The sequence below is a fragment of the Psychrobacter sp. Pi2-52 genome, from assembly GCF_904846705.1.
Lineage (GTDB): Bacteria > Pseudomonadota > Gammaproteobacteria > Pseudomonadales > Moraxellaceae > Psychrobacter.
Map to the genome: position 1 here is coordinate 48,991 of NZ_CAJHBS010000011.1, position 25,367 is coordinate 74,357.

Consider the following 25,367-nt stretch of genomic DNA (forward strand, 5'->3'; position numbering starts at 1 on the left):
TAAATATACGATGAGTAATAATAACAATAAAAGTAAGTCAGCCATTAGCTTACAAGAGAGCTGGGCCAGTAACATCAGCGACTATATCTTGTTGCGTCGTCAGCAAACACATGTAGCATATGACGCGGCAGATGCAAAGACGAATGATGAGAGCAAAAAAATCAATAAGTCGGAAAACAATGACTTATTTACTGCTCTATTCGTTATTTTAGCGGCTCATTTGGAAGAGGGCCATACTGTATTAACTGTCGATACAGCCGATCATGGAGCTCCCATGCAAGGTCAGATTAATGGGGAAGTAGTCACGTTATATGCATGGCAGCAGCAATTATTGGGGATACTGGCAACACCAATTTTTGCGCTGATTGATACTCAGATAAAAACGCAAATAGACACGCAATCAAACGATGATACTACAACGGAGACATCGCTATTTGTATTACTAGATACTTTGTTTGGTCAGCGAGATTACTTGTGGGCGCAGCTAGCACTGAGTAACCATGAAAAAGAGATGTTGATCAAACGTTTTGATGCGATAACTACGTTATATCATCGATTGAAAAATAGCGACTTAAATACTTTCGTTCATTCAATCCATGAGCATGCTTTATTTGCTAATGTTAATGCGAACACTAATTGTAACAACAATCAAAATAGCCTAAGCAAAGATAATCAACCAATTATTTATAACATAACTAAGAATAAAGAGACCCAAGGTTCGAAAATCACATTTTGGCTACACCGCACATGGCAAGCAGAATTTAACTTAGCGCAGCATATCAATCATATTTTGAATCAGCAGATAGTGCCTTTAGACATTACCATGCCTGAGAACTTAAATGACCAACAGATAGCCGCTATCAATGTAGCGAACAATAATGCATTTAGTATCATTACTGGTGGCCCAGGGACAGGTAAAACCTACACTGTAGCTCAATTGGTTATCGCGTTACAACAGGCGACAGAGAGTAGGGGGGATGAGTCTGAACATATTAGGTTTAGCACAGACAGTGCTAGTCTAGCATTAGCAGCGCCAACGGGTAAGGCGGCCCAACGTATGCAGGAGTCTCTACAGGCGGCTTTAGACGACGCAAATGTAGAGCTACAGTTGCAAGAGGCAAAAACCATCCATCGTCTGCTAGGTATCGGTCGAACGGGTAGACCGCGCTACGATACCAACAACCCACTCGGTGAAGATATTATCATCGTTGATGAAGCATCTATGCTCGGAGTTGAGTTAGCCAATTATCTTGTGAGCGCAGTAAAGCCAGGTGCTAGGCTAATACTATTAGGCGATGCTAATCAGTTAGCAGCCGTCGATGCAGGAGCAGTATTGGCTGATCTCTGTCGCATTCCGCTACTGCAACCCATACATGCAGAACTAACCGAGAGCCGCCGATTTAGCGCCGAGTCAGGTATCGGTAAACTGGCCACTCAAATCAATAAAGCAGAGACAAATCTTCAAGCTATTTTGCAATTATTAAGGCAAGACGCTGCTTTGAGTTTTCAATATGTTAATACGTTACAAGCAGAGTCCATATCAAATAACAAGATAAAAAATAGCCTAAGCAAAGAAAAAATTATCTCAAAAATCTCAAATAATTACCAATTATACGTAGATAAAGTTAAAAGTTTACTAAAGAATCCAATAGAAAAATCCGTGCCAGAATCCGTTAAAAATACTACCTCTTCGTTAATGGAGGTATTTAATCAATTTAGAATCCTCACTGCTGGCCATAATGGTGAGTGGGGCGACCACTATATCAATAACTACCTTACTCAGTGGCATCTCGCTGAGCTAAAGTTACCATTGGGTCAAAATACATGGTTCCATGGACGTCCTGTTATGGTGCTACAAAATAACTATGAGCTTGGGCTATTTAATGGGGATATTGGTTTCTGCTTACAAACATCAGATGAAAGAAGCCAATTAGAGGTATTCTTTGAAAATAAGACACAAGGGATAGCTGTTAATTTGCTCAATGAAGAGGTGATAGCCACCGCGTATGCAATGACTATTCATAAGTCACAAGGATCTGAATTTGATCATGTTGCTATTACTTTTGATAACAGCCATGCAAGATTGCTAAGCAAAGAGCTTATCTATACAGCAGTGACTCGTGCTAAGAAGCAGGTAACGATATATAGTACCAAACACGCTTTAGAAAAAGCGGTTCAAACACCAACTGAACGCCATACTGGTTTGGCATTACAGTTTTAACGATTCATTCAAGTTGTTGTCGGCGCAATAAGTCAGCGCAATAAAAAAGCATCCAAATTGGATGCTTTTTTAGGACTTAACTATTTTAATCAATTAAGTCTAGAATTAAACTTTGTCTTCTTTGATTGCATAGATACCTGGCAGGTGACGCAAGTAACCATGGAAATCCATACCACAACCGTAAACATAGCGATCTGCAACATCAATACCCACAAAATCTACGTCGAAATCTGCAACTTTGCGATCATGTTGCTTGTTAAGCAAGACACAAGACTCAAGTGATAGAGGCTTTTCTTTGCTTAATTCTTCAACAACTGCTTTTAGGGTAATACCTTCGTCAAAGATGTCGTCGATTAACAATACGTGCTCACCTTCGATACTAACATCAGGCTTGAATTTCCAATCAAGCTCATTAGTACCTTCGTTATCACGATAACGAGTCGCATGGATATAATGCATGCGATGGTAGAACGTAAGATGTGTCAGTAGTTGACCAGCTGGGATCAAGCCGCCGTTCATCACGACCATAACAATTGGGTTTAGACCAGCATAATGTAGATTGAGCTGAGCGGCCAAACGCTCATAAGCAGCAGCTACTTCGATACTGCTGATAAGGCACTCTGAGTTACGTAGGGTTTTTTCAATTTCTTGGTTACTGATTTGGGTCATCGGGTGCGCCTTTGGTAAAAAGTGCCGCTTATTTTAGCAAATTTTAGTGAATTTGCCCAACGTCATATGATTTTTGGAACAAAATTAATCCAAATTTTGGGGTTATTCTGGCTTTTCTATAATAAATGGACGGTAATAATTGGCCAATCTATTCAATGAGTCATTTGGTAGGTCAGGTAATAGCTTATTAAGTGCCATACTCATGCCTTTATCAATTGCCGATTTGGCAACTGGAACTGACTTACGTTTGATCATGCCTAGCTTTAATGTCTCGGCATAACGACTGATAAAGTGGGTCAATGTTTCTTCGTTCATGGTTTCAAGTGCCGTTTTAAATTTGGCTCTATCTACATGTTCAGGCGTGATAGCAGCAAACCCTTCAGTGATGGTATTGGCATCTTTTTCTGACAGTTTAAAGCCGACACGTTTAACACCTTCATTATCAATAAAGGTTGCATGATCCCTTAGAAAATGAAAGCTTGGTAACACGTCTTTGTTATTTTCTTTACCTAGTAAGATATTGAGTAGAGTATCTGTTGCGCGTTCAATCGTTCCAACAATTTTGCGCATAGAGGCTTGGCGCTCAGGGTTAGGAATAATCTCTACCAAACCAACCAATAAATTATCAGTAAGATCGCGCGCTGTCTGATGCGTAAGAGCATCGCGATAAGGGTAGTACTCTACATTCTCATTTGAAGCAACGACTTGTTCGGCCTCACTGATTAAAGCTTTTAGTTTATCTGAGGGTACGAATCCAAAATAATGTGCCATTGCACTTCCTTTATTTGTTGTTTTTTATGTCTTACTTGCGTTACATTGATCACCAAATCGGTTATTATTTAAACAAAGTTTCAGTCTCAGGCTCATCACACCAAATGTTGATTAGTGACATGCCCTAGTTATAAGATAAATGACTTTGTTGATTGGTAATAATTTTGCAAATTGCTAGAATTTACCTAAACGATAGATGAGCTGAGTCACTCATCGCACACTAATTTAGCATATTTTTCATATTTTAATTCAAAAAGCTTGAACTTATAAGGCTATTGACTACTTGTCTAGGGAGAGATGAGATGAATAGTGCTATTGTACTACTATTCGCCGTTGCCGCTATGCTCTGCGGCTACGTGTTTTATTCAAAATTTATCGCCACCAAAATTTTAGCATTGGACAACAGCCGTCCTACACCCGCACATACGATGAAAGATGGGATCGATTATGTTCCCACCAATAAGTATGTATTGTGGGGGCATCACTTCACGTCAGTGGCAGGGGCTGCACCAATTATCGGTCCTGCAATTGCAGTTATTTGGGGCTGGGTGCCTGCCATTATTTGGGTAGTGGTAGGTACTATCTTTATGGCTGGTGTACATGATATGTCTGCTATTTGGGCAAGTATGCGTAATAGAGGTCAGTCGATTGGCTCTATCGCTGGTACTGTCATGGGCACACGTGTTCGCAGCTTGATGATGGTTGTTATCTTCTTATTACTATTGATGGTCAATGCTGTATTTGGCGTAGCTATCGCCAATATGATGATCAAGACGCCATCTGCGGTATTGCCAGTTTGGGGTGCCTTAGTGGTTGCCTTTATCATCGGGCAGTGTATCTATCGCTACAATATGAATTTGGTCTGGGTGTCCATTATCGGGGTAACTGCCTTGTACGGGCTTATCTATCTCGGCCCTATGTTCCCGATTGTGCTACCTGAAACCGTCATGGGTTTGCCTGATAACGCAGTATGGATCTTGATCTTGTTTGCCTATGCGGCGATTGCGTCGTTGTTGCCCGTATGGATGCTGCTTCAACCGCGTGATTATATTAATGGCTTACAGTTATTTGTCGGTTTGATTCTACTATATGCTGCTATTTTCATTGGCACGCCTAATATTGTCGCGCCAGCAGTTAACACTGCATTACCAGCGGATACACCGTCACTTCTACCATTGTTGTTTGTGACAATTGCTTGTGGTGCTATATCAGGTTTCCATGGTTTAGTCGCCACAGGGACTACTTCTAAGCAGATTGATAAAGAAGAAGACGTTCGTTTCGTTGGTTACTTCGGTGCATTGGGTGAGGGTATGCTAGCGCTTGGAGCAATCCTTGCAGCAACCGCAGGTTTTGCGACTCTTGGTGATTGGCAAGCAGTCTACCAAAAGTTCGGTGATGGCTCTATCGGTGCGTTCATCGATGGCGGTGCGACCATATTGAATGCCGGCGTTGGCATCGACATGGTGCTATCACAGACCATGCTCACGGTAATGGCTGCATTGTTTGCTGGTACGACGATGGATACTGGCGTACGTTTACAACGTTATATCTTCCAAGAATTTGGTGAATTTTATAATTTGCCCGTACTGAATAAGAGTGTCGTTGCCACGTTACTTGCTGTCGGAAGCTGTTTGTTATTAGCGTTCGGTGCTGGTGGTATCGATGGCGCGGGCGGTATGATTATTTGGCCGCTATTTGGTACAACCAACCAGTTAATGGCTGCTTTAACCTTGATGATCGTTACCATTATCTTGTTACGTAAGGGCAAGCCAGTTTGGTACACCTTAGCACCATTGTCGTTCTTGTTGGTTATGACTGTCTTTGCACTATTGATTCAGCTCAAAACCTTCTTTACTGATGGTAATTGGCTACTTATTATTATGGATATTATTATCTTAATCGCGACCATTTTAGTGACGTTTGAGAGTTTGTCTGTACTACGAAAAGAGTGGTCACTACATAAAGGTAAAAGCGGTGAGGTTTAAACATTAAACCATATTGAGTGTCTGTTTAATAAAAAACGCTAGCAGCAATTGCTGGCGTTTTTTGTATCATATAGGCATGATAGGTCATAATAATTAAGTAAAATACGAGTACATTATGGAAAATAAAAACACATCGAATGATATAGAAAACGTTCAACCATTAGAGGATACTCAACCATGGTGGCAACGGTTTAAGAGTGGATTAAATGAGTTTTATCATGCGCCTTATCGTCAGACGATGGCACGCGCCGCACGTGATGAAGAAGATTTTTTTATGTTGCTCATGTTTGCTGAGAGCTTGGGGATTGATAATCCCGCCAGCTTTTATACATTAGAGCTACAGCCATTATTTTTAGAGAACTTTCATGAGTGGCATACACGTATGGGAATGGATAGATGTCCATTTGACCACGTTGGGTGCTGCTAACAGTAGTGGATTGACTATATAAAAAAGTAGCTAAGCATTTATTAGATAATGAGACAAAATACGAGATAACAATATGGCATTACACCCTTTACATGGATTGGTAGAGCAGTTAGAGACACAACCGATTATATTTATCGGCGGCAAAGGTGGTGTAGGGAAGACCACCACAGCAGCAGCTCTAGCCAGCTACTATGCAAGCCAACAGCAAAAAACCTTAATTGTCTCAACCGATCCAGCGCATAGTTTGGGCGATGTATTGAATGTACGACTCAATAATGAGAAAACGGTGATATCACCTTATCTAGATGCGATTGAGTTAAATCCTGACGTGATTGTCGATGAACATTTTGCTCAAGTTGAACGTACGATTAAAGCTTATGCCAACCCAGATATGATGCCAAAAATTCGTGAGCATCTGAGGCTATCTAAGTCGGCACCTGGCGCTCAAGAAGCTGCGATGCTCGAATCCATGTGTCACCATTTAGTCGAAGCGGCAGATGATGGGTATGAACACATCATCTTTGATACCGCACCGACAGGTCATACTTTGCGATTATTGGTGTTACCAGAAATGATGGGAGCATGGACGGATGGGCTGCTTGCACAGCAGCGACGACAGGCCAAACTACGTTCGGTGGCGACACACTTGGACAGTCACAATCAGAAAAACAATCAAAAACAGAGCACGCAAAAGAACGATGTGGCCAATCCGTTTGCAGCCAAAAAATCAGATCGCTGGGAGCAAGCTGTCTCAGTATTAGAAAAGCGCAAGCAATTGTTCCGCCAAGCAGGATTGCTATTACATGACCGTACACAAACAGCGATTGTATTGGTGATGACCGCTGACGTCTTACCATTGGCTGAGACCAAGCGCGCTATCGAGCAATTAGAAGATAGTAAGCTCATGCCAGCAGCAATCGTCATCAATCAATTGATATCAACCAACCAGTCGGATGAGTTTTGGCGACGCCGTGCTGAGCGTCAGCAGCATCTGCTGCAGGATATCGAACAAAGCTTTACCAAGTACCCGCTGTATCCAATCTATCTGCAACAGACAGATGTACGTGGTACTGATGCATTGAGTAAGTTGTTAAGTGCATAAAGTGTATAGATAGTTCGCTAGTAATTTATGACTCACGCTTATACGACTGCAGTTTACCTGATAGTGACCATGCCATGTCTGTGCGTAATAACTGAGCTTGTTCGGACTTACCGCTACTAAGCGACGACCATTGCGGTTTACCTCGAGCTTTTTTGAGCTCACTTGGTAATTTATGAGTTGGCCATACAGTAATTGGATTATTGTCTTCATCTTCATGGTTAATGTCGTTAGTTAGCGACGTTCCAAGACTGCTGTTTTCGCCTTTATATAATAACTGAGTGGCATCTGTAGCAGCATGACCACGATGACGTAAGGCCGTAAGCAAGTCTAGTGCTCGTGTTGCTAATAGCGTCAATGTTGCAGGATCGATATATAAGCGTTTTACCCCAGTAATCCTATCGGCAATACTGCTGGTATTCGATAGCAACCCGCCTGCGATACCACCTATTGCGGCGCCCAATCCTAATGTAGTACCTAGGGCTGCTGCATCGATACCTAATCCTAGAAGCGCACCAGCTGCTGCACCAGAAGTGGTGCGAATGCCGTAGCTCTTGAGAAGTTCAGGGTCAAAAGGGTCTTGTTGATAGGCTTGTAGTTCAAGCGGTGTTGCTGCAACCGCGTTGTCATAAAACTTATATAGGTTCAGGAGATTGTGCTGCATCGCACGCTCACTTTGCCTGACCGCTTCTTGCATTTGCTGTAGTACAGGAAGTGGGTCGTCATCTTCATTGATCTCGCGTACAAAGGCAGCAACATTCAATAAAAAATCAGCGATGATTATATTGGCCTCATCATAGAGCTGCGCCCAGTCTTCCGTTCGACTTTGCATCAGCTGCTCAAGCATCTCAGAGTGGGTGAGCATGGTGGCTAGGTTTTTCCATAGGCGCATCTCATCCTCAAACTCAAACGCGACCGAATCAAAACGCGTTGAGATATGCAGATTGCGTCTTGCCAGCATCGTTTTCCAGTCGTCGATATTGGCATTCTGACTGTCGGTAAAATTAAAAACAGGCATCACAGGAATCGCAGCCCAAGACAAAATCGATAGCTCGTCTTTATATTTACCCAATACAGGCTCACGAGCATCTACCACGTAAATGGCCATATCACTTGTCAGTAGCTGACGAATGACTTTGGCTTCTTGACTATAATCATAGGGCAAGTCATAACTGTCTGCACCTTGAGCGACATCCGCCGCCAAAAACTGTTGCAAGCGCTCAATACCATCACGGCGACTGGCGGTATTGTCCTCTAGCCAATCCATAAGCCCTGAAGCATCTTCCAGACCAGGTGTATCGTATAGCGCTACCAGCACCTCACCAGTTCGGCTGTCTGTCAGCTGTGCTTGCTCGACGTGACGTGTAGTTGCAGCTTCGTTTTTGACTTCACCAAAATATACGTCACGCAGTAATGTGCGCAGTATAGAGGTTTTGCCTGTATTGGTATGACCGACGACCGCCAATTTAAGCGGTTCACCAGTGGCAATGGTTTTCTTTGTTACCCTTGCCATTGATGCTGTCATTGCTGATGCTTCGGTTGATACAGGTTGATTATCCTGAGTAGCTATTGACTGAGCTACTGTGGATTTTGAGGTGTTATCTGAAGGAATACTTGAGACATCAGGGGTTGGCTCATAAGCCTTGTCCGCAAAGAGACCTGCAGGCTTATTATTCTCATGATTATTTTTATTGTCATTATTCATAGTAACGTCTTATATTTATTGATGGCAAAAACACATAGTAGCCATTTATTGTAAAACAAATCTGATTGGGTATCGGTTATGAATGCGTATTGTCATATCATAAATCGTAGTCCACGCATTTATAATCAGGCTCTAGTCGGTTCAATATACTTTGGATACAAGGAAGACGAGTGAAAGCAATACAAGTAGTAGGCTAAGCGAGACTGACACCGTATCCAATTTATAGAGAATTGACTATATTAGACAGCACTAGGTGGACGCAGCAGTACCTTTAGCTTTTTCTTGAACCCTTTGGCACGAAAAAACCGCTGCCACATACGGTAAAAGACCCCAAATATCAGACTAATAATATTGTCATGACTGGTTTCGCCAACCGCACCATATTTGACTGGGTTATTGACCGTATCTTCTTCTACGTAAGTCCCAAACCAGCGATCAAAAATAATGAGAACACCGCCGTAATTTTGGTCAATATATTCGTTATTGGTGCCATGATGGGCGCGGTGATTGGATGGGGTATCAAAGACATACTCAACCCATTTGGGAAATTTTCCCACGGTTTCGGTATGGATAAAGAATTGATAAATCAAATCTAACGCATAAAAGAAAAATACCCAGACAGGATGTACGCCCAACATCATCAGCGGGACAAAGAATAGCCACCAACCCGTCACTGAGTACAGCAGGCTTTGACGCATGGCGGTGGACAGATTCATATGGTCATCTGAATGGTGCACGACATGCGCTGACCAAAACCAATTCATACGGTGTGACGCACGATGGAACCAGTAATAGCTAAACTCAACCGCAACGAATATAGGGATGGCGGTAAGCCATGTCACCTCAATAGTAAATAAGCTATATTGATATAACCATAAGCAGATAGGTATGACGATAAGCGCTTGGACAATCAATTCAAACCCTAGATAAGAGCCGCCCAAACTAAAATTGGTCATCGCACGGCGCCAACTAAAGCTTTTACTATTGCCGCGTTTGGACTGATACAGCCATTCTGCCAAAAATAACAAGAAAAATGGACCGCCAGCCAGCGGTAGCAGCCACTCTTGCCAATACGCGGGCAGAATGCTTGCCAGCATTGGCTGCCACGACTCTGGCGCAGCCGTTAAGATACTTTGGTTTAACGCCTCTCGGTAACCATCCAATAGTTGACCATACTGACCTAGGGTCATAAGGGAATTGTCTGCTGCCATCTTGGGCTCCTAGCCACTATAAAACATCCTTGTCATCTTGATATAACGTCACAGCTATCAAAATATATCTTAACAACTGTTATATCAATAAGTCTTTAAGCCTATCTGAGATTATAGATCTATAATATTTATTTATTGTATATCATGCGAGTCATAATGATAAGTTCATATATGAAAAATAGATTGCAAGTAATAGATTAAAAATTAGTTAGAATGTATTAAGCATCTATATCAACCAAGCCAATTTTTCGTGCAGAGAGCGCTGTTTGCCATTGCTGATAGCGAACTGCTTGTTTGTCTAATGGCTCATCATCGGTACGTGCATCAGTCAAGCTAGCCGCAGAGTTGGTATCGCTAAGCAGCTGTACAATAAGCCCATCTTTGGCGTGAGTAGCGATTTGATCGATTTTTCGTAGCGTACCGCGGTCGGGCAGTGCGTTGCTATGAATGCCAAGTAAGACCTGTACAGGATGCGCATCTAAATAGTTTTTAAGCCGTGCCATATCATCACGGTCATCAACGATGCCAAAATCCTCAATCTCGCTTGATTGTCCAAAATCATGATGGCTGTTGTCTAAACCCGACTGCCACCACTTTTCCTGATCTGCAGGGTACTCAAGCAGGGCAACCAATTTTTTGCCAACACTGACCGTTGCTTTTGGGGCAATAGGGGCTGGCGCCTCTGTAAAGTCATCAGCATCCACCACGTGCCGCTGCCAGAAGTTTAGGATTTTTTGATAATAGGGCTGTTTGATATCCAAACGCATTTTTTTGCGGCGGAACATCAATGCACAGAACGCCCATGCTATCGCGCGCGGTACAATGCCGTACATTAGCAAGCTACCAACCAGTAACCCTGCCCATTGCCTTGCAACAGACAGCGGCATCGCCTCGGTGACAAGCCTGCTCTGTGCGATCGCTGTACTGTCTGGCACACCAAATCCTACCATACTCGGTAGCCAGCCTAATACTTGAGTCAAGCTCACCAGTGCCTGATCAGAGAGTAATGTTGACTCCCAGCTAAAGCTATACTGACGTACAACCAGCAAAAATATAATCGCAAGCAGCATACCGGTCAATGTCGCAAGCCACAACTGATGACTAAATCTGCCCAAATACCAGCGCATACCGCTGTGCTGCAACTGGCGTTCATACAGATCGACAGCCGCCTTGGTAACATCGTCCTTACCGCGTATGAGATAACTTGGACTGACAAAGCTCGCAAACCAACTGGGCGATTGCTGATCTCGATTGATGAGTGTCATGGCAAGCCAGCCACCAAGCATAATGGTATGAAAACCAAGTAGACAGACCAACACATAAAAGAAGTTCACAACATTAGACTGCAATAGCGTAAATAACCCCAAAAACCCTGAGATACACCACACCACGCTCATAACGATCATAATGCCTTTTATACGGCCGTCAATCTTGCCTAGCACACGCGCAAGCGCCCCGTTACTATCTATACGTGATGCCCGTCGATGCAGCTTTTGAATAGGCGTACCGTCCTCGCCCTGTAGCTTTTCCGTGATTAATAACGGGTCAGTGGCAAAGACGTGCTGATCGGTCTCTAAAGCACGTACCAGCTCGGTCAGTTGATCTTGGGGTGATAGCATAATGCGATAATATCCGTATGAAGGCGTCAATATAATAAATAGCAATCTAAAAACAGGCGCTTTAATCGTTATAGATTATTGTAGCGTATATAGAATGAGGATGACTTGTATTATTTTTATCATAGTAAACGCTTATAAAGTCAGCCAAAATGAATAAATGAAACCCAATCGTGTCAAAAAGCGTATCAAAGAGATATATCAAAAAAAAGGAAGGTGCCATATGAATAACGAAATGAATAATAAAACCTATCTTATCATCGGCGGAACAGGCGGCATTGGTCAAGCCATGATACAGCAGCTAATACAAAAAACGACTGTGAGTCAGACGGACAGTCAATCTCATCAAAGCCATCGCACACAAGTATTTGCGACTTATCATCGAAATGAGCCAAACATTGAAGCAGAAAACCTGCATTGGCTGCCGATGAACGTCAGTAATGAGGACAGCATCAAAAAAGCTGCCGATACCATCAAACAGACAGTCGGTCATGTGGATTGGGTAATCAACTGTGTGGGATTACTACATACAGAGACAGCGCAGCCAGAAAAGGCCTTGCGACAGATGGAAACGGAGTTCTTTTTGCAAAATATGCAAATCAATGCGCTAGCCAGTTTGCTGATAGCCAAACACATCAAACCGTTGCTAGCCAAGGCTACTCGCAGCGCCAATCATCCTGCTATTTTTGCGACCGTATCAGCCCGCGTCGGTAGCATCACTGACAATCAGCTAGGCGGCTGGTATAGCTATAGAATGAGCAAGGCGGCGCTCAATATGGGCATGAAAAACCTAAGTATCGAATGGAGCAGATCACTTAAAGATGTATGCGTGGTAGTTATGCAACCAGGCACTGTCAACACTCAGCTGTCCGCACCGTTTCAAGGCAATGTCGCTGAAGAGCATCTGTTCTCGCCAGCGTATAGCGCGGATTGCTTATTGGAAGTACTCTCAGGTATGACTGCTACCCAGACAGGCAGTTTTGTCGATTGGGCTGGAGAGTCAATACCTTGGTAGTCGTTAAACTGACGCTAGCGTATTAGTAAGCCATCAATCTAATACGCTTCAAACAGCGACATAAACTCATTAACAGGTGTCTGTTCTAGTTTTTGTTGATCATCACACAGCTCAATTATCTGCTGACAGCGACTTTCAATAAAACGAGTGGCCAGACTGGCGCGGAACTTGGCTTCCAGTACAGGGATGCCCTCAGCGCGGCGGCGTTTATGCCCGATAGGATATTCAACAGCCACTTTTTCTGTACTGCTGCCATCTGTAAAAAATACTTGAATGGCATTGGCAATAGAGCGCTTGCTTGGGTCATGATAGTCTTTTGAATACTGCGCGTTTTCTTCTACAACCATCTTGCTGCGTAGCTCATCGATTGACAAATGCTGTTCGTGATAGTCATCTTCGTAGTTCTCTGCCATCAGATCGCCTGTCAACAACGGCACAGCCACCATATACTGCAAGCAATGATCTCTATCTGCTGGATTGTCAAGCGTGCCTTCTTTTGAGATGATGCGAATCGCTGAGTCATGTGTGATTAGAACGATTTTGTCGATATCGTCGATTCTACCTTTCACATGTGGGTGCAAAATGACCGCGGCTTCACAGGCAGTTTGCGCATGAAATTCAGCAGGAAAACTTATTTTAAATAAGATGTTTTCCATCACATAACTACCAAAATCTCGCTGGAATTTAAAGCGACGATCGCTTTCAGGCTTTGTGGCTAGATCCTTATTGGTATGGCTGAATAGCACATCATAAAATCCCCACTGCGGTGCGGTCAGTGCGCTAGGGATGCCCATTTCACCGCGAGCTGTTATATCTACCAGACGTACCGCACGACTGGTTGCATCACCTGCCGCCCATGATTTTCGGCTACCAGCATTGGGTGCATGACGATAGGTGCGTAGTGCCTGACCATCGACGATGGCTTGTGAGATTGCTGCCATGATGCGCTCACGGGGTAGCTGATAAAGTTTTGCAACGACGGCTGTTGATGCTAACTTGACCAAGAACACATGATCGAGCCCCACACGGTTGAATGAGTTTTCTAGTGCCAGTACACCTTGAATTTCATGCGCCATGATCATGGCTTCAAGCACTGCTCTCATGGTCAGTGGTGCTTGTCCTTGGCTGATATTTTTTTGACTAATATAGTCGGCGACCGCCAAGATACCACCCAGATTATCAGAAGGATGGCCCCATTCGGCGGCAAGCCACGTATCGTTATAGTCAAGCCAGCGCACCATACAGCCAATATCAAAAGCGGCCTTGATGGGGTCTAGTCTATAGGAGGTGCCAGGGACACGAGCGCCATGCGGCGTTATTTGATCGGGGCAATCAGGCCCCAAGTGCTTGGTGCACTCAGGGAAGCGCAGCGCCAATAGACCGCAGCCAAGCGTGTCCATCAGACAGTGGCGCGCGGTATTCCATGCATCAGTAGGGTTTGGGGATTGCCTGTCTATTGAATAGTTGAGAACGTAATCGGCGATTTTTTGAATTTCATTGTCATATTCTGGACGGACGTTACTCTCTACCGTCGCGTCATTTTTATTTGAATTGGTATTTGACATGGTTGTTACCTCATCCTGAGTGTGCTACTTCCTTGACTGAGACTGAGCTGATTGGCTCAGCCATCCTTTTAAAGGAATCATTATTTAAAAGTAGCATACTCAATATGGAACAACCAATTTGAATTATGTTAAAAATTAAGACGTTAGCAGCGATCTAAATCATTAAGTACAACAGACCTAAAACAAACAAAGCGGCCATGATAAACAGCAGGAAACTTAAAACTTTGGTCGTGGTTGACGCGGTGTCTGTGCTCTCTTTTTTGATTTTATTTTTCTTTGCAACGTATAGCACCATTTTTACATGCTCGATATTGTCCTCGAGGTAGTGCTCGCCTTCAGGTACAAAACCTAACGACTCGTAAAAGCTAAGCAAGTAAACCTGTGCCGAGATAATAATCGGGCGCTTTTTACCATACTTTTTGCGGCACTGTGCAATAGCCTGATTCATTATCTGCCGTGCCAGACCATCACCTCTATGCTCTGATAGTACAAGCACTCTACCGATGGCTGGCATCGCGGTGTGGTTGGTCTTAATCGCAGGATCAGCTACTGATAGATTGGATTTTAGCTTATTAAACTCAGGTGGAATGATACGACAATAGCCAACCAATGCTGCATTTTGATGAGCGATTAGGTGCAAGCAATCAAAATCCACTTCATCCATATCTTGATAGGCACAGTTTTGTTCGACGACAAACACTTGCGAGCGCGCCTTTAAAATATGATAAAGATCAACTGAGGTCAGCTCGTCAAAGGTTTTTAAAGAAAATTCACAAGTCATAGTGGGCTAGCTTCTGGCAATAGGCAGTAAAAGATTGGCATTATAACGATTTAGGCAAGCATTAACCATTCCTAACCGTTTAGGGTCTGGCTGATTTTGTCTAAGTTTAGGCTATCAGACATAGCGCTAAAGATTTCAAAGTATTTGCCGCGTTGGGCATAAAGTACTTCATGTGTACCTGTCTCAACCACTTCGCCATTTTCTATCACCACGAGATCATCGGCATCGATAATTTGAGCGATATTGTGCGAGACCATAATGACGGTACGGTCTTTTTTGATCAGATCAAGGCTTTTTTTGACCTGTTGGCTGGCAATGGCATCGAGGCTGGCTGTCGGCTCGTCCAAAAACACAATAGGCGGGTCTTTTAAAAACATCCTTGCCAGCGCAATACGCTGCTGTTGACCGCCTGATAAGGACTTGGCAGTGCTCTCATAGCCATCAGCTAATCCTATAATCTGCTCGTGGATAGAGGCTTTTTTTGCAGCCACGATGATGTCCTCAATGCTGGCATTCATATCGCCATAGCGGATATTTTCACTAATCGTACCCGAAAAAATATGATTACTCTGTAGTACTAGGCCGATGCGCTGACGCAATTCGTGGGTATCACAGTCAGCCAAATCATGCCCATCTAGGCATATCGTACCAGCGTCTGGCGCGTAAAACTTGACCAATAGATTGATGATCGTGCTCTTGCCAGCGCCAGAAAGGCCAACCAACGCGGTGATACGATTAGGCTTGATAGTAAAGCTGACGTTTTTTAGCGCTTGCGTACCATTAGGATAGGTAAAATCAACGTTTTTAAGCTCGATATGACCCTTTAGGTTTTCGCTACTGATACCATCGATGTTTTCGACTTGTTTGTCGTCTTCTAAAATATCGAAAAAACCTTCGGCATAGGTCAATGCATTATTAATCTGGTCGTAGATGCGGTGTAATTGACGGATAGGGGCGGCGACGTTTTGAAACAGCATGACATGAAACAAAATCATGCCAATGGTCATCTCGCCTTTTAGCACAAAATAAGCGGTGAGAAGGATGATAACCACCACACCAATCTGCTCGATAAAGGTTTTGATGGCATCATAAATAAAGCCAATACTACGAATGCGCAGCTGGTTGTCAGTCATTTCTTTTTGAATGGCTAAGTGCTTATCAGCCTCAATGGACTCACGGACAAAGGATTTCACCACACTGATCGAATTAATCAAAGAGATCACCAAGCCGCTTTTTGCTTCTCGAAACCCACGTATCTGCCGACGAAACCCTTGCAGACGGCGTGCTTGCTTTTGACTGATAAAAAAGTAAATGGGTATGATAATAAGACCGACCATGCCAACCCAAAAATTGGTCGAAAACATGATGATAAGTGCCACAATTGCATTGGCAAATAGCGGTAGCATGTCGATAAAGAAGTTTTGCACGAGGCTGGTTAAACTGCTAACCCCGTAATCGATACGGGTTTGCAATTTACCACTGTCATTTTCACTACTGGTATAAAACGCCATGCGGTAAGTAAGGATGCGCTCAATGATTTTTTGAGACAGGTCGCGAGATAAGTTGATACGAATCTTTTCACCAAAAAAACGCTGACCAAAAGAGATGAATATCGACAGGATCTCTTTGGTCAGGAGGACCGCGCTGATAATCCCTAGCATACGTAAACCAGCCTGCCATGGATCAGTAAGCGTAGCAATTTCGGTTAACGTATCGACGGTATAACGTAGTACAAATGCATTGACCTGTGCGGTAAAGGAGCCTAAGGCCGTCAGCACTAAGGTAGCAATGATAAGCAGGCGATAAGGTTTAGCAAATACCGCCAGTTTTTTTAGAATATCCCACAGCAGCGCCCGCCGTTCTTTCTTTTCGACTGGAGGCTTTTTGTCTAATTGCACACGGCGTGGCTGGGGAGATGTTGGCATAAAACTCTATCGTAAATTAAAATAAGCCATAACTACGCTTAAAACGCATCCGCTGGCACAAAAACTTCACCAACCATAATACGCCTTGCTGAGCGGCTCATCGACACTTTTTTGGCTTGCCAGCTTCCATCGACTTGTTCTGTTTTTCCACCGACGAGCAATGTCCCTGATGGATGACCAAAACGTACCTCGCTAAGTTGCTGCTCAGATTGACCGCAACCAGCTGCTTGGTTGACCAGTGTACCTTGTGTGGTTGCCGCGGCAGCAATGGCGACGGCTGCTGTGCCCATCATGGCATGATGCAATTGCCCCATGCTCATGGCACGTACGACTAAGTCAATCTCGCTTCCATCGACCGATTTACCACTAGAGGCGGTATAGCTCTGTGCGTTACCAACCCATGCGAGTTTGGGAATGTGTTGGCTGGTTTGTGCTTCACTTACGTCTTTGAATAGTCCCATCGCCACACCGCCTGTAGCGCGGATTTTTTCAAGCTTGGCAAGTAGCGCGTCATCACTGTTAATGTCGCCTTGCAACTCAGTACCCGTAAAGCCCAAGTCTTCCGCTTTCATAAAGATGGTTGGTATACCTGCGCTAATAAAGGTGGCTTTGACGCTATCGACATTTAGGCCGCAGTCCGTTACATCGAAGTCATCGACCAAGTTGCCAGTAGGGAACATGTCGCTGGTGGCATCTACAGGATCGATAAACTCAATTTTGACTTCAGCCGCTGGGAAGGTGACACCGTCTAATTCAAAGTCGCCCGTCTCTTGAACCTGTACTTTATGATTTGCATCTTTATAGACTGGAACATGCGCAATAATCGTTTTACCGATATTTTCTTGCCAAATGCGTACTTCACAAATACCGCTATCTGCATTGTCATCGATGCTGTTAGCACTCTTGTCGGCATCGACCAAACCCATATTAATGGCACAGGCACCAACGGCTGCGGTTAAGTTACCACAGTTACCCGCCCAGTCAATCATTGGCTTGGCAATATTAACTTGTCCGAATAGATAATTCACATCGTGATCTGAGCTAGAAGAGGCCGATAAAATAACCGTTTTTGACGTGCTAGAGCTACCATTGCCCAAACCATCAATCTGCTTGCCGTAAGGATCTGGGCTGCCGATGACACGTAATAGGAAGTTATCACGTGATTCGCCAGCGACTTGGCAGCGCTCAGGTAAATCAGATAATTTAAAAAAAGTGCCTTTTGAAGTACCACCGCGCATATAGGTAGCAGGAACGGATAGTTGCGGGGCGAAAGAGGCTTTTGATTGAGTATTGGTTTGAGCCACTGTATTAAGTCCTTTTTATATTGTTATAAGATTGGGTGCGGTGTCATTAGCAAGTAAGTATGAACGACTAAGAGCGCTCGTTAATAATGATAGCGACAAGAGATAATCGTCAGATAGTTATCATCGACGGCATATACCAACCGATTGGCGTCATCGATGCGTCTTGACCAAAATCCAGATAGATTTTCTTTTAGGGGTTCAGGTTTGCCAATGCCTTCAAACGGATTACGCTTACATTCGGTGATGAGTTTGTTAATACGTTTGAGTGTTTTTTTGTCTTGCGTTTGCCAGTATAGGTAGTCTTTCCACGCAGCATCTGTCCATGCTAGTTGTTCACTCATTGTTAGACCCTTTTCCTTTGGATGGATTACAGTCTTTGAGTTCAAGCACTTTCAATATCGCTATACGTATGCTCATTATTATCGCTGCTACCATCACCTTTATCACTATCTTCTACCGTATCTATTAGCTCACGCGTAACAGTCTTGCCAGCTTTATATTGGGCAATAGAGTCCGCTAAGTGCGCTGCATTGGCAGGAGATTTTAGTAGATAGACAGTCTCCATCAGGCTATTGTAATAGTCTAGCGACATCACAACGGCATCATCAGCGTCACGGCGGGTCACGATAGTGGCATTGGCATCATCGTTTACCGTGTCTAGGACGGACTTTAAATGCTTTCTGGCTTCTGAAAAACTAACGACTCTCATGGCTTACTCCTTTCATGACATTTTTCATAACTTGTACAATATATAGTACATATTACGCCATTGGTTAAGTAAACTCAACATTTAGCTATTTTTCAACATTAAGATATAAGTAAGAAAGCTCAGTGTGTAGCTTGCAAACCATTTTTTGAACTAAGGCTTTAACATTAGCAAATAAAAGCCGATGTCATATAAACAAGTTATACAACATCGGCGATTTTTATACTTTGCTGCTTATCACACTAAAAACTACAGGATAACCTTAGACAATATCGAGCGTACCTTCGATAAACTCTTTAGCAAAGCGTTGTAGCATACCGCCTGCGTTGTACATTTTTACTTCGTCAGCAGTATCTAAACGGCAGATGATTGGCGTCTCAGTGGTACTACCATCAGCACGATGGATTACCAACGTCATTAACCCGCCAGCAGAGACTTCGCCCGTTACATCAAAGGTCTCCGTACCATCGATATTTAATGTATGGCGAGTAGCGCCTTCTTCGAACTGTAGAGGCAGCGCGCCCATACCGACTAAGTTTTGACGATGAATACGTTCAAAGTCCTCAGCGACGACGGCTTCTACGCCAGCGAGACGCACACCTTTGGCAGCCCAGTCACGGCTTGAGCCTTGACCATAGCCATCACCTGCGATGATGATAAGCGGCTGCTCACGGTTCATGTAGGTCTCAATCGCTTCCCACATGCGCATGACTTGACCTTCTGGTTCGACGCGCGCCAGTGAGCCTTGGACAACTTCGCCATCTTCATCGCGTACCATTTCGTTCAATAGCTTAGGGTTGGCAAAGGTGGCACGTTGCGCGGTTAAATGGTCGCCGCGATGGGTCGCGTATGAGTTGTAATCTTCAGCAGGCAAGCCCATAGTATCTAAGTACTCGCCAGCTGCTGATGAACCAAGAATGGCGTTTGATGGTGACATATGATCGGTTGTGATGTTATCACCAAGGACTGCAAGCGGACGTAGGCCTGTCAGTTTATTTTTCTTGGCCATTTTGCCTTCCCAGTACGGCGGACGGCGAATATAGGTCGTCATTTCACGCCAGTCATATAATGGGCTTAACGCTTTACCTGTGTCTTTTTTGGCTTCATCAAACATTGGGATATATACGGCATTGAATTGTTCAGGCTTAACAGCAGCAGCAACAATGGCATCCACTTCTTCATCATCAAACCAGATGTCTTTTAGATAGACGTCATTGCCGTCTTGGTCTTTGCCCAATGAGTCTTTTTCAATATCAAAGCGAATATTACCGGCGATGGCGTACGCAATAACAAGCGGCGGTGATGCCAAAAATGCTTGCTTAGCATACGGATGGATACGACCGTCAAAGTTACGGTTACCAGACAGTACTGCCGTAGTGAACAAATCATTGTCGATGATTTCTTTTTCGATATCAGGGTCTAGCGCACCGCTCATACCATTACACGTCGTACAGGCAAAGCCGACTACGTCAAAACCGATTTCTTGCAATTCTGGCATCAGGCCTGCTTCTTCTAAGTACATTTTGACAGTTTTTGAGCCAGGTGCTAAGGATGACTTCACCCAAGGTTTACGTAATAGGCCTTTAGCATTGGCGTTACGGGCGACAAGGCCTGCGGCCACCATGTTGCGTGGGTTTGAAGTATTGGTACAGCTGGTAATAGCAGCGATAATCACTGCGCCATCTGGCATGAGACCGTTTTTTGGTTCAGGCAATTTTTCGTCAGCGCCATGAGCAATACCTTTGGCAACCAAGTCCGTAGTCGATACACGGGCATGTGGGCGCGATGGGCCTGCCATATTACGTACCACTGATGACAAATCAAACTCAAGGACGCGTGCGTATTCGGCTTTTTCCATACCGTCAGCCCATAGTCCTGTTTGCTTGGCATACTGCTCAACCAGTTTAATCTGTTCCTCAGAGCGACCAGTCAGGCGTAGATAGTCAGTGGTTTGCTCATCAATATAGAACATCGCGGCAGTGGCACCATATTCAGGTGTCATATTTGAGATAGAAGCGCGGTCACCGACACTTAGCTGACGTGCACCGTCACCGAAGAATTCGATATAGGTAGAGACCACACCTGCGTCGCGTAAGAACTCAGTCATCGCCAGTACGAGATCCGTACCAGTGATGCCTTTTTGCAATTTTCCCGTTAATTTAACACCAACGTAATCAGGTAGGCGCATATACGACGGGTTGCCTAGCATCACGCTTTCGGCTTCTAGACCGCCCACACCGATTGAGATCACACCTAGTGCATCGACCATCGGCGTATGGCTATCAGTACCAACTAGCGTATCGGCAAACGCGACTTCTTCACCGGATTTATTGTGCACGACCTGTACGACAGGTGACATTTTTTCTAGGTTAATCTGATGCATAATGCCGTTACCAGGTGGTACGACATTCACATTGTCAAAGGCATACTGACACCAGTTGATAAAGTGAAAGCGGTCATCGTTGCGGCGCTCTTCAATCGCACGGTTCTTCTCAAACGCGTCGTCTTCGAAGCCTGCATGCTCAACGGCCAATGAATGGTCAACGATAAGCTGAGTTGGCACGATAGGGTTTACCTTAGAAGGATCACCGCCTTGCTCAGCGATAGCATCACGCAAACCTGCCAAATCAACAAACGCGGTCTGACCCAAGATATCATGACAAACGACGCGGGCAGGGTACCAAGGAAAATCTAGATCTTGTTTGCCTTCGATATGCTGTTTTAGCGCATCGGTTAGCTCTTCTGGTGGGCAACGGCGTACTAGGTTTTCACACAATACTTTTGAGCAAAATGGTAGCTTGTCGTACGCGCCAGCTTCGATACTCTCGACGGCCTCGCGGGTGTCAAAGTAATAAAGGTCAGTACCGGGAAGTGGCTTCTTGAATTGTTCGTTCATTGGTTGTACTAGGGCGTTGTCCATAAGTCACCTTTGGCTGTTGGCTAATTATAATAAGTAGTTAAGCGTGGATATTAGGTAAAAATTCATTCCTTTAGCAAAATCATCGTTTGCTTTTGTAGGCTTTGCTAAAGAAGCGATATTAAAAAGGTATGGTTTATATAAAGGGTAATAAGCGTATGACGATTAAACCTGAAAAACTCATAGCAAGGCTCAATCATCATACCTATATCAGCTAGTACTGCCGCTAGCTGATAAGATTACTTAGCACAAATCATCTTAATAATTGCTAAATAACAGCCGTTTAACGAGCACTCATATCTGGCACTGGACGCAACTCTTCACCGGTATATTCTGCACTTGGGCGAATGATACGGTTATTGGCACGTTGTTCAAACACGTGGGCTGCCCAACCAGTCAAGCGTGAGCAGACAAAGATAGGGGTGAACAGTTTGGTTGGGATACCCATAAAGTGATAAGCAGAAGCATGGAAAAAGTCAGCATTACAGAACAGTTTCTTCTCGCGCCACATCACTTCTTCACAGCGTACTGATACTGGATATAACACTTCGTCACCAACGTCAGCGGCTAGCTTCTCAGCCCAGCCTTTAATCACCACGTTACGTGGATCTGACTCGCTATAGATCGCATGACCAAAGCCCATGATTTTGTCTTTACGAGCCAGCATACCCATCATCTCTTCTTCAGCTTCATCAGGTGAGCTAAAGCCTTCAATCATATCCATCGCCGCTTCATTTGCTCCGCCATGCAATGGACCGCGTAGTGAACCGATTGCACCAGTGATACAAGAATGAATGTCAGATAAGGTAGATGCACACACACGAGCGGTAAAGGTCGACGCGTTAAACTCATGCTCTGCATAAAGGATAAGCGAGACGTTCATTACTTTTTCGTGTAGCTCGTTTGGTTTTTCGCCTTTGAGCAAATGTAAGAAATGTCCGCCAATCGTGGCATCATCTGTATCGGTCTCGATACGTACATTGTCGTGGGTAAAGCGATACCAATAATTGATAATCGATGGGAAGGCCGCCAGCATACGGTCAGTTTGATCGTTTTGCTGAGCAAAATCAGTTTCGGTCTCAAGGTTGCCAAGCATGGAGCAGCCAGTACGTAGCACGTCCATTGGATGCGCATCAGCTGGGATACGTTCAAGCACGTCTTTTAACGCTTGTGGTAGGCCGCGTAAGCTTTTTAGTTTGGCTTGATAGGCATCAAGCTCGCTTTGAGTAGGTAAGTTGCCGTATAACAGCAAATAAGCCACTTCTTCAAAAATACATTTATCTGCCAGCTCTGATACATCATAACCGCGATAGGTCAGACCAGAGCCTGATTTGCCAACGGTAGATAGAGAGGTTTTACCAGCGACTTGTCCACGTAGACCTGCGCCTGAAAGTTCTTTTTGTGCTGCCATGTTTACATTCCTTTTGTTGGTAGCTTTTTTGAGTAAAAATGATGTTTCTGATAATAAATTTATTGGTTAATGACTATAGCGCTAGTTTAGCGTTATGCAGGCTGCTCAGGCTGTGGACCGTCTAAATCGACCTTACAACGATCAAATTCAGCTTCAATAGGGCCATTTAAGACTTCCATCGCGCTGCCTTCGCCTTCAGCATTGTTGATCTTCATATACTTGGCACCCAGTGGTGACTCCATAAATGTCTGAATCTCAGTCATTTCTTCTGGAGTAGGGTCAGCCATTGGCGTTGCTACTTCTTCGCCATTCATGACGCGTAGTTGCTCATTGCCAAAAGCAAGTAATTTTTTACCCACATCCGACGTATAAAAGCCATCCAACTCTTTTAACTCTGCATCGGTAAACTGACTCTTATAAAAACGATCGACTTCCGTTTTACCCAAATCTTTGTCGCGTGACTCAAGGCAGCTGACTTGCTCTTCACTGAGCGCGCCGCTATTGATGATTGGTGCAAACAATAGGCTGTTGACGGTATCTAATGTAATCGTCGTCATGATCAAGTCATTTTGAGCATCAGTCTCTGAAGGTGCAGCTTCGCTTTCGCTAACCACAGTCTCGCTCGTATCACTGGTAGTATCGTCGACGTTTTCTGGTGTTTTATCACAGCCTGTCATGAATAACAGCGCCGCAAGCGTGCTACTAAGTAGTGAGGATTTGACAACCGTATGAGCAGTAGAAAATGGCATAAATAACCTAAAGGTAAATAAAGACGGATTTTGAAACGATAAAGCACACAGAGGTGGTTTATCGTTTCGGCGTTGCTAATTGGTAATTATTAGTCGTTAACTACTTATTATCAGCAAATAGCTTGTCTAGTGTCTGCTCAAACTCATGATAGTTCAAGAAATCATAGAGCTCCATACGGGTCTGCATAGTATCGACGACTTTGTCTTGCGTGCCATCATCTAATAAGTGCTGATAAACGTTCAATGCTGCTTTGTTCATAGCGCGGAAAGCGGATAGTGGATATAGCACCATCTCGACACCCACACTATACAACTGGTCAGTGGTATATAGATCTGTCTGACCAAACTCTGTCATGTTTGCCAGTACTGGAATATCGAGTACATCAGTGAACTTACGATACATCTCGATATCGGTCAGCGCTTCTGCAAAGATCATATCTGCACCCGCTTCTTGAAATGCGACGGCACGTTCCACAGCAGCGTCCAAACCTTCTACCGATAAGGCGTCTGTACGAGCCATCACTACAAAGTCAGGGTCAGTCTTGGCATCCAATGCCGCTTTTAGACGATCAACCATCTCTGAGATACTAACAATTTCCTTGTTAGGGCGATGGCCACAACGTTTTTGTGCCACTTGGTCTTCGATATGTACCGCCGCGACGCCTGCTTTTTCCATCTTTCTTATGGTTTGAGCGATGTTAAACGCGCCACCAAAGCCCGTATCGATATCAACCAATAATGGTGTATCAACGGCATCGGTGATACGGCGTGCATCTTCTAGTACGTTATCAAGGCTGGTCATGCCTAGATCAGGTAAACCAAATGACGCATTGGCCACGCCAGCACCAGAGAGATACAACGCTTGGTGACCAACTTGGGTCGCCATCATCGCTGTATAGGCATTGATAGCGCCTGCAATCTGTAATGGTTGGTTATTATCGTTTTTTTGAGTGAGGGCACTGCGAAAGCGCGCGCCTGCTGAAGATGAAATCATGTGACTGTCCTTACATGGAGGGAAAATATTCTAATTGTTGTAGCTGATTATACTCAATTATTCATGCCTGAAAAGTTTGAGTTCTCAATTAATATTTAATTTTAATAATAAATAAATGTAGTTTTTTTAATATTATTCATAATTCAAATAGCATTATGCATTTATTGGTAATTTCTTATGATAAGTATTCATATTGCTTAAAATCACAGCTTTTAGAATCTTCTATTTTTTACATTTAGTTACAATTACTAAGGCTGCCTTGCCTTATTGATATAATTACACTCATCAAAAAGCCC

19 protein-coding genes and 1 pseudogene are annotated in these 25,367 nt (G+C 44.0%); 5 read left to right on the top strand and 15 right to left on the bottom strand.

Features of this window, described 5'->3' with window-relative positions; genetic code table 11:
- Nucleotides 1-10: 10 nt before the first annotated feature.
- Complete coding sequence (recD, locus tag JMY00_RS07610) at nt 11-2,221, top strand: exodeoxyribonuclease V subunit alpha (protein ID WP_201579713.1); 2,211 nt, start codon at nt 11-13, stop codon at nt 2,219-2,221.
- 105 nt (nt 2,222-2,326) lie between these two features.
- On the opposite strand, the gene JMY00_RS07615 is transcribed toward recD, so the two are convergent.
- Both JMY00_RS07615 and JMY00_RS07620 read right to left on the bottom strand, forming a co-directional pair.
- On the bottom strand, nt 2,327-2,890 hold the full coding sequence (locus tag JMY00_RS07615; RefSeq protein WP_057760160.1) for a hypoxanthine-guanine phosphoribosyltransferase: 564 nt from the start codon (nt 2,888-2,890) through the stop codon (nt 2,327-2,329).
- A gap of 102 nt (nt 2,891-2,992) precedes the next feature.
- Entirely contained in the window at nt 2,993-3,661 is a 669-nt protein-coding gene (locus JMY00_RS07620) for a hypothetical protein (protein ID WP_201579714.1), read from the bottom strand.
- A gap of 302 nt (nt 3,662-3,963) precedes the next feature.
- On the opposite strand from JMY00_RS07620, the gene JMY00_RS07625 reads away from it, so the two are divergent.
- From JMY00_RS07625 to JMY00_RS07635, 3 genes are all read left to right on the top strand, one after another.
- A complete protein-coding gene (locus tag JMY00_RS07625; protein WP_057760164.1) occupies nt 3,964-5,646 on the top strand; it encodes a carbon starvation protein A in 1,683 nt (560 codons plus the stop codon).
- A gap of 115 nt (nt 5,647-5,761) precedes the next feature.
- On the top strand, nt 5,762-6,073 hold the full coding sequence (locus JMY00_RS07630) for a cory-CC-star protein (RefSeq protein WP_201579715.1): 312 nt from the start codon (nt 5,762-5,764) through the stop codon (nt 6,071-6,073).
- A 73-nt stretch (nt 6,074-6,146) separates the two neighbouring features.
- Nucleotides 6,147-7,175 (top strand): ArsA family ATPase, encoded by a 1,029-nt coding sequence (locus tag JMY00_RS07635; RefSeq protein ID WP_201579716.1) that lies wholly within the window; start codon nt 6,147-6,149, stop codon nt 7,173-7,175.
- A gap of 25 nt (nt 7,176-7,200) precedes the next feature.
- Here JMY00_RS07635 and JMY00_RS07640 read toward each other — a convergent pair whose 3' ends face one another.
- The 3 genes from JMY00_RS07640 to JMY00_RS07650 form a co-directional block, all read right to left on the bottom strand.
- Entirely contained in the window at nt 7,201-8,697 is a 1,497-nt protein-coding gene (locus JMY00_RS07640; protein WP_201579744.1) for a DUF3482 domain-containing protein, read from the bottom strand.
- A gap of 419 nt (nt 8,698-9,116) precedes the next feature.
- Nucleotides 9,117-10,088: a sterol desaturase family protein gene (locus JMY00_RS07645; RefSeq protein ID WP_201579717.1), complete on the bottom strand. Its 972-nt coding sequence runs from the start codon at nt 10,086-10,088 to the stop codon at nt 9,117-9,119.
- Between the two features lie 218 nt (nt 10,089-10,306).
- The gene (locus tag JMY00_RS07650; protein ID WP_201579718.1) at nt 10,307-11,707 is read right to left on the bottom strand and encodes a DUF2868 domain-containing protein; all 1,401 of its coding nucleotides are present in this window, start codon (nt 11,705-11,707) and stop codon (nt 10,307-10,309) included.
- A 220-nt stretch (nt 11,708-11,927) separates the two neighbouring features.
- On the opposite strand from JMY00_RS07650, the gene JMY00_RS07655 reads away from it, so the two are divergent.
- Nucleotides 11,928-12,719 carry an SDR family oxidoreductase gene (locus JMY00_RS07655; protein WP_240990690.1) on the top strand — a complete coding sequence of 264 codons (792 nt, stop codon included), beginning with the start codon at nt 11,928-11,930 and terminating at the stop codon, nt 12,717-12,719.
- Nucleotides 12,720-12,757: 38 nt separating this feature from the next.
- Here JMY00_RS07655 and JMY00_RS07660 read toward each other — a convergent pair whose 3' ends face one another.
- The 10 genes and pseudogenes from JMY00_RS07660 to prpB form a co-directional block, all read right to left on the bottom strand.
- Nucleotides 12,758-14,284, bottom strand: a complete 1,527-nt coding sequence (locus tag JMY00_RS07660; protein ID WP_201579719.1) for a bifunctional 2-methylcitrate dehydratase/aconitate hydratase — start codon at nt 14,282-14,284, stop codon at nt 12,758-12,760.
- A 154-nt stretch (nt 14,285-14,438) separates the two neighbouring features.
- Nucleotides 14,439-15,065, bottom strand: a complete 627-nt coding sequence (locus JMY00_RS07665; RefSeq protein ID WP_201579720.1) for a GNAT family N-acetyltransferase — start codon at nt 15,063-15,065, stop codon at nt 14,439-14,441.
- A 71-nt stretch (nt 15,066-15,136) separates the two neighbouring features.
- A complete protein-coding gene (locus JMY00_RS07670) occupies nt 15,137-16,990 on the bottom strand; it encodes an ABC transporter ATP-binding protein (protein ID WP_240990691.1) in 1,854 nt (617 codons plus the stop codon).
- A gap of 38 nt (nt 16,991-17,028) precedes the next feature.
- Complete coding sequence (prpF, locus tag JMY00_RS07675) at nt 17,029-18,294, bottom strand: 2-methylaconitate cis-trans isomerase PrpF (protein ID WP_201579721.1); 1,266 nt, start codon at nt 18,292-18,294, stop codon at nt 17,029-17,031.
- Between the two features lie 80 nt (nt 18,295-18,374).
- Complete coding sequence (locus tag JMY00_RS07680) at nt 18,375-18,635, bottom strand: Txe/YoeB family addiction module toxin (RefSeq protein ID WP_037025847.1); 261 nt, start codon at nt 18,633-18,635, stop codon at nt 18,375-18,377.
- A gap of 119 nt (nt 18,636-18,754) precedes the next feature.
- Nucleotides 18,755-19,003, bottom strand: a pseudogene (locus JMY00_RS07685) (type II toxin-antitoxin system prevent-host-death family antitoxin); the annotation flags it as partial.
- Nucleotides 19,004-19,262: 259 nt separating this feature from the next.
- Nucleotides 19,263-21,896 (bottom strand): Fe/S-dependent 2-methylisocitrate dehydratase AcnD, encoded by a 2,634-nt coding sequence (gene acnD / locus JMY00_RS07690; RefSeq protein ID WP_201579747.1) that lies wholly within the window; start codon nt 21,894-21,896, stop codon nt 19,263-19,265.
- Between the two features lie 304 nt (nt 21,897-22,200).
- Complete coding sequence (prpC, locus tag JMY00_RS07695; protein WP_102090708.1) at nt 22,201-23,328, bottom strand: 2-methylcitrate synthase; 1,128 nt, start codon at nt 23,326-23,328, stop codon at nt 22,201-22,203.
- Nucleotides 23,329-23,420: 92 nt separating this feature from the next.
- Nucleotides 23,421-24,077: a DUF2059 domain-containing protein gene (locus JMY00_RS07700; RefSeq protein ID WP_201579723.1), complete on the bottom strand. Its 657-nt coding sequence runs from the start codon at nt 24,075-24,077 to the stop codon at nt 23,421-23,423.
- Nucleotides 24,078-24,177: 100 nt separating this feature from the next.
- Nucleotides 24,178-25,071, bottom strand: a complete 894-nt coding sequence (gene prpB / locus JMY00_RS07705; protein WP_201579724.1) for a methylisocitrate lyase — start codon at nt 25,069-25,071, stop codon at nt 24,178-24,180.
- Nucleotides 25,072-25,367 lie beyond the last annotated feature (296 nt).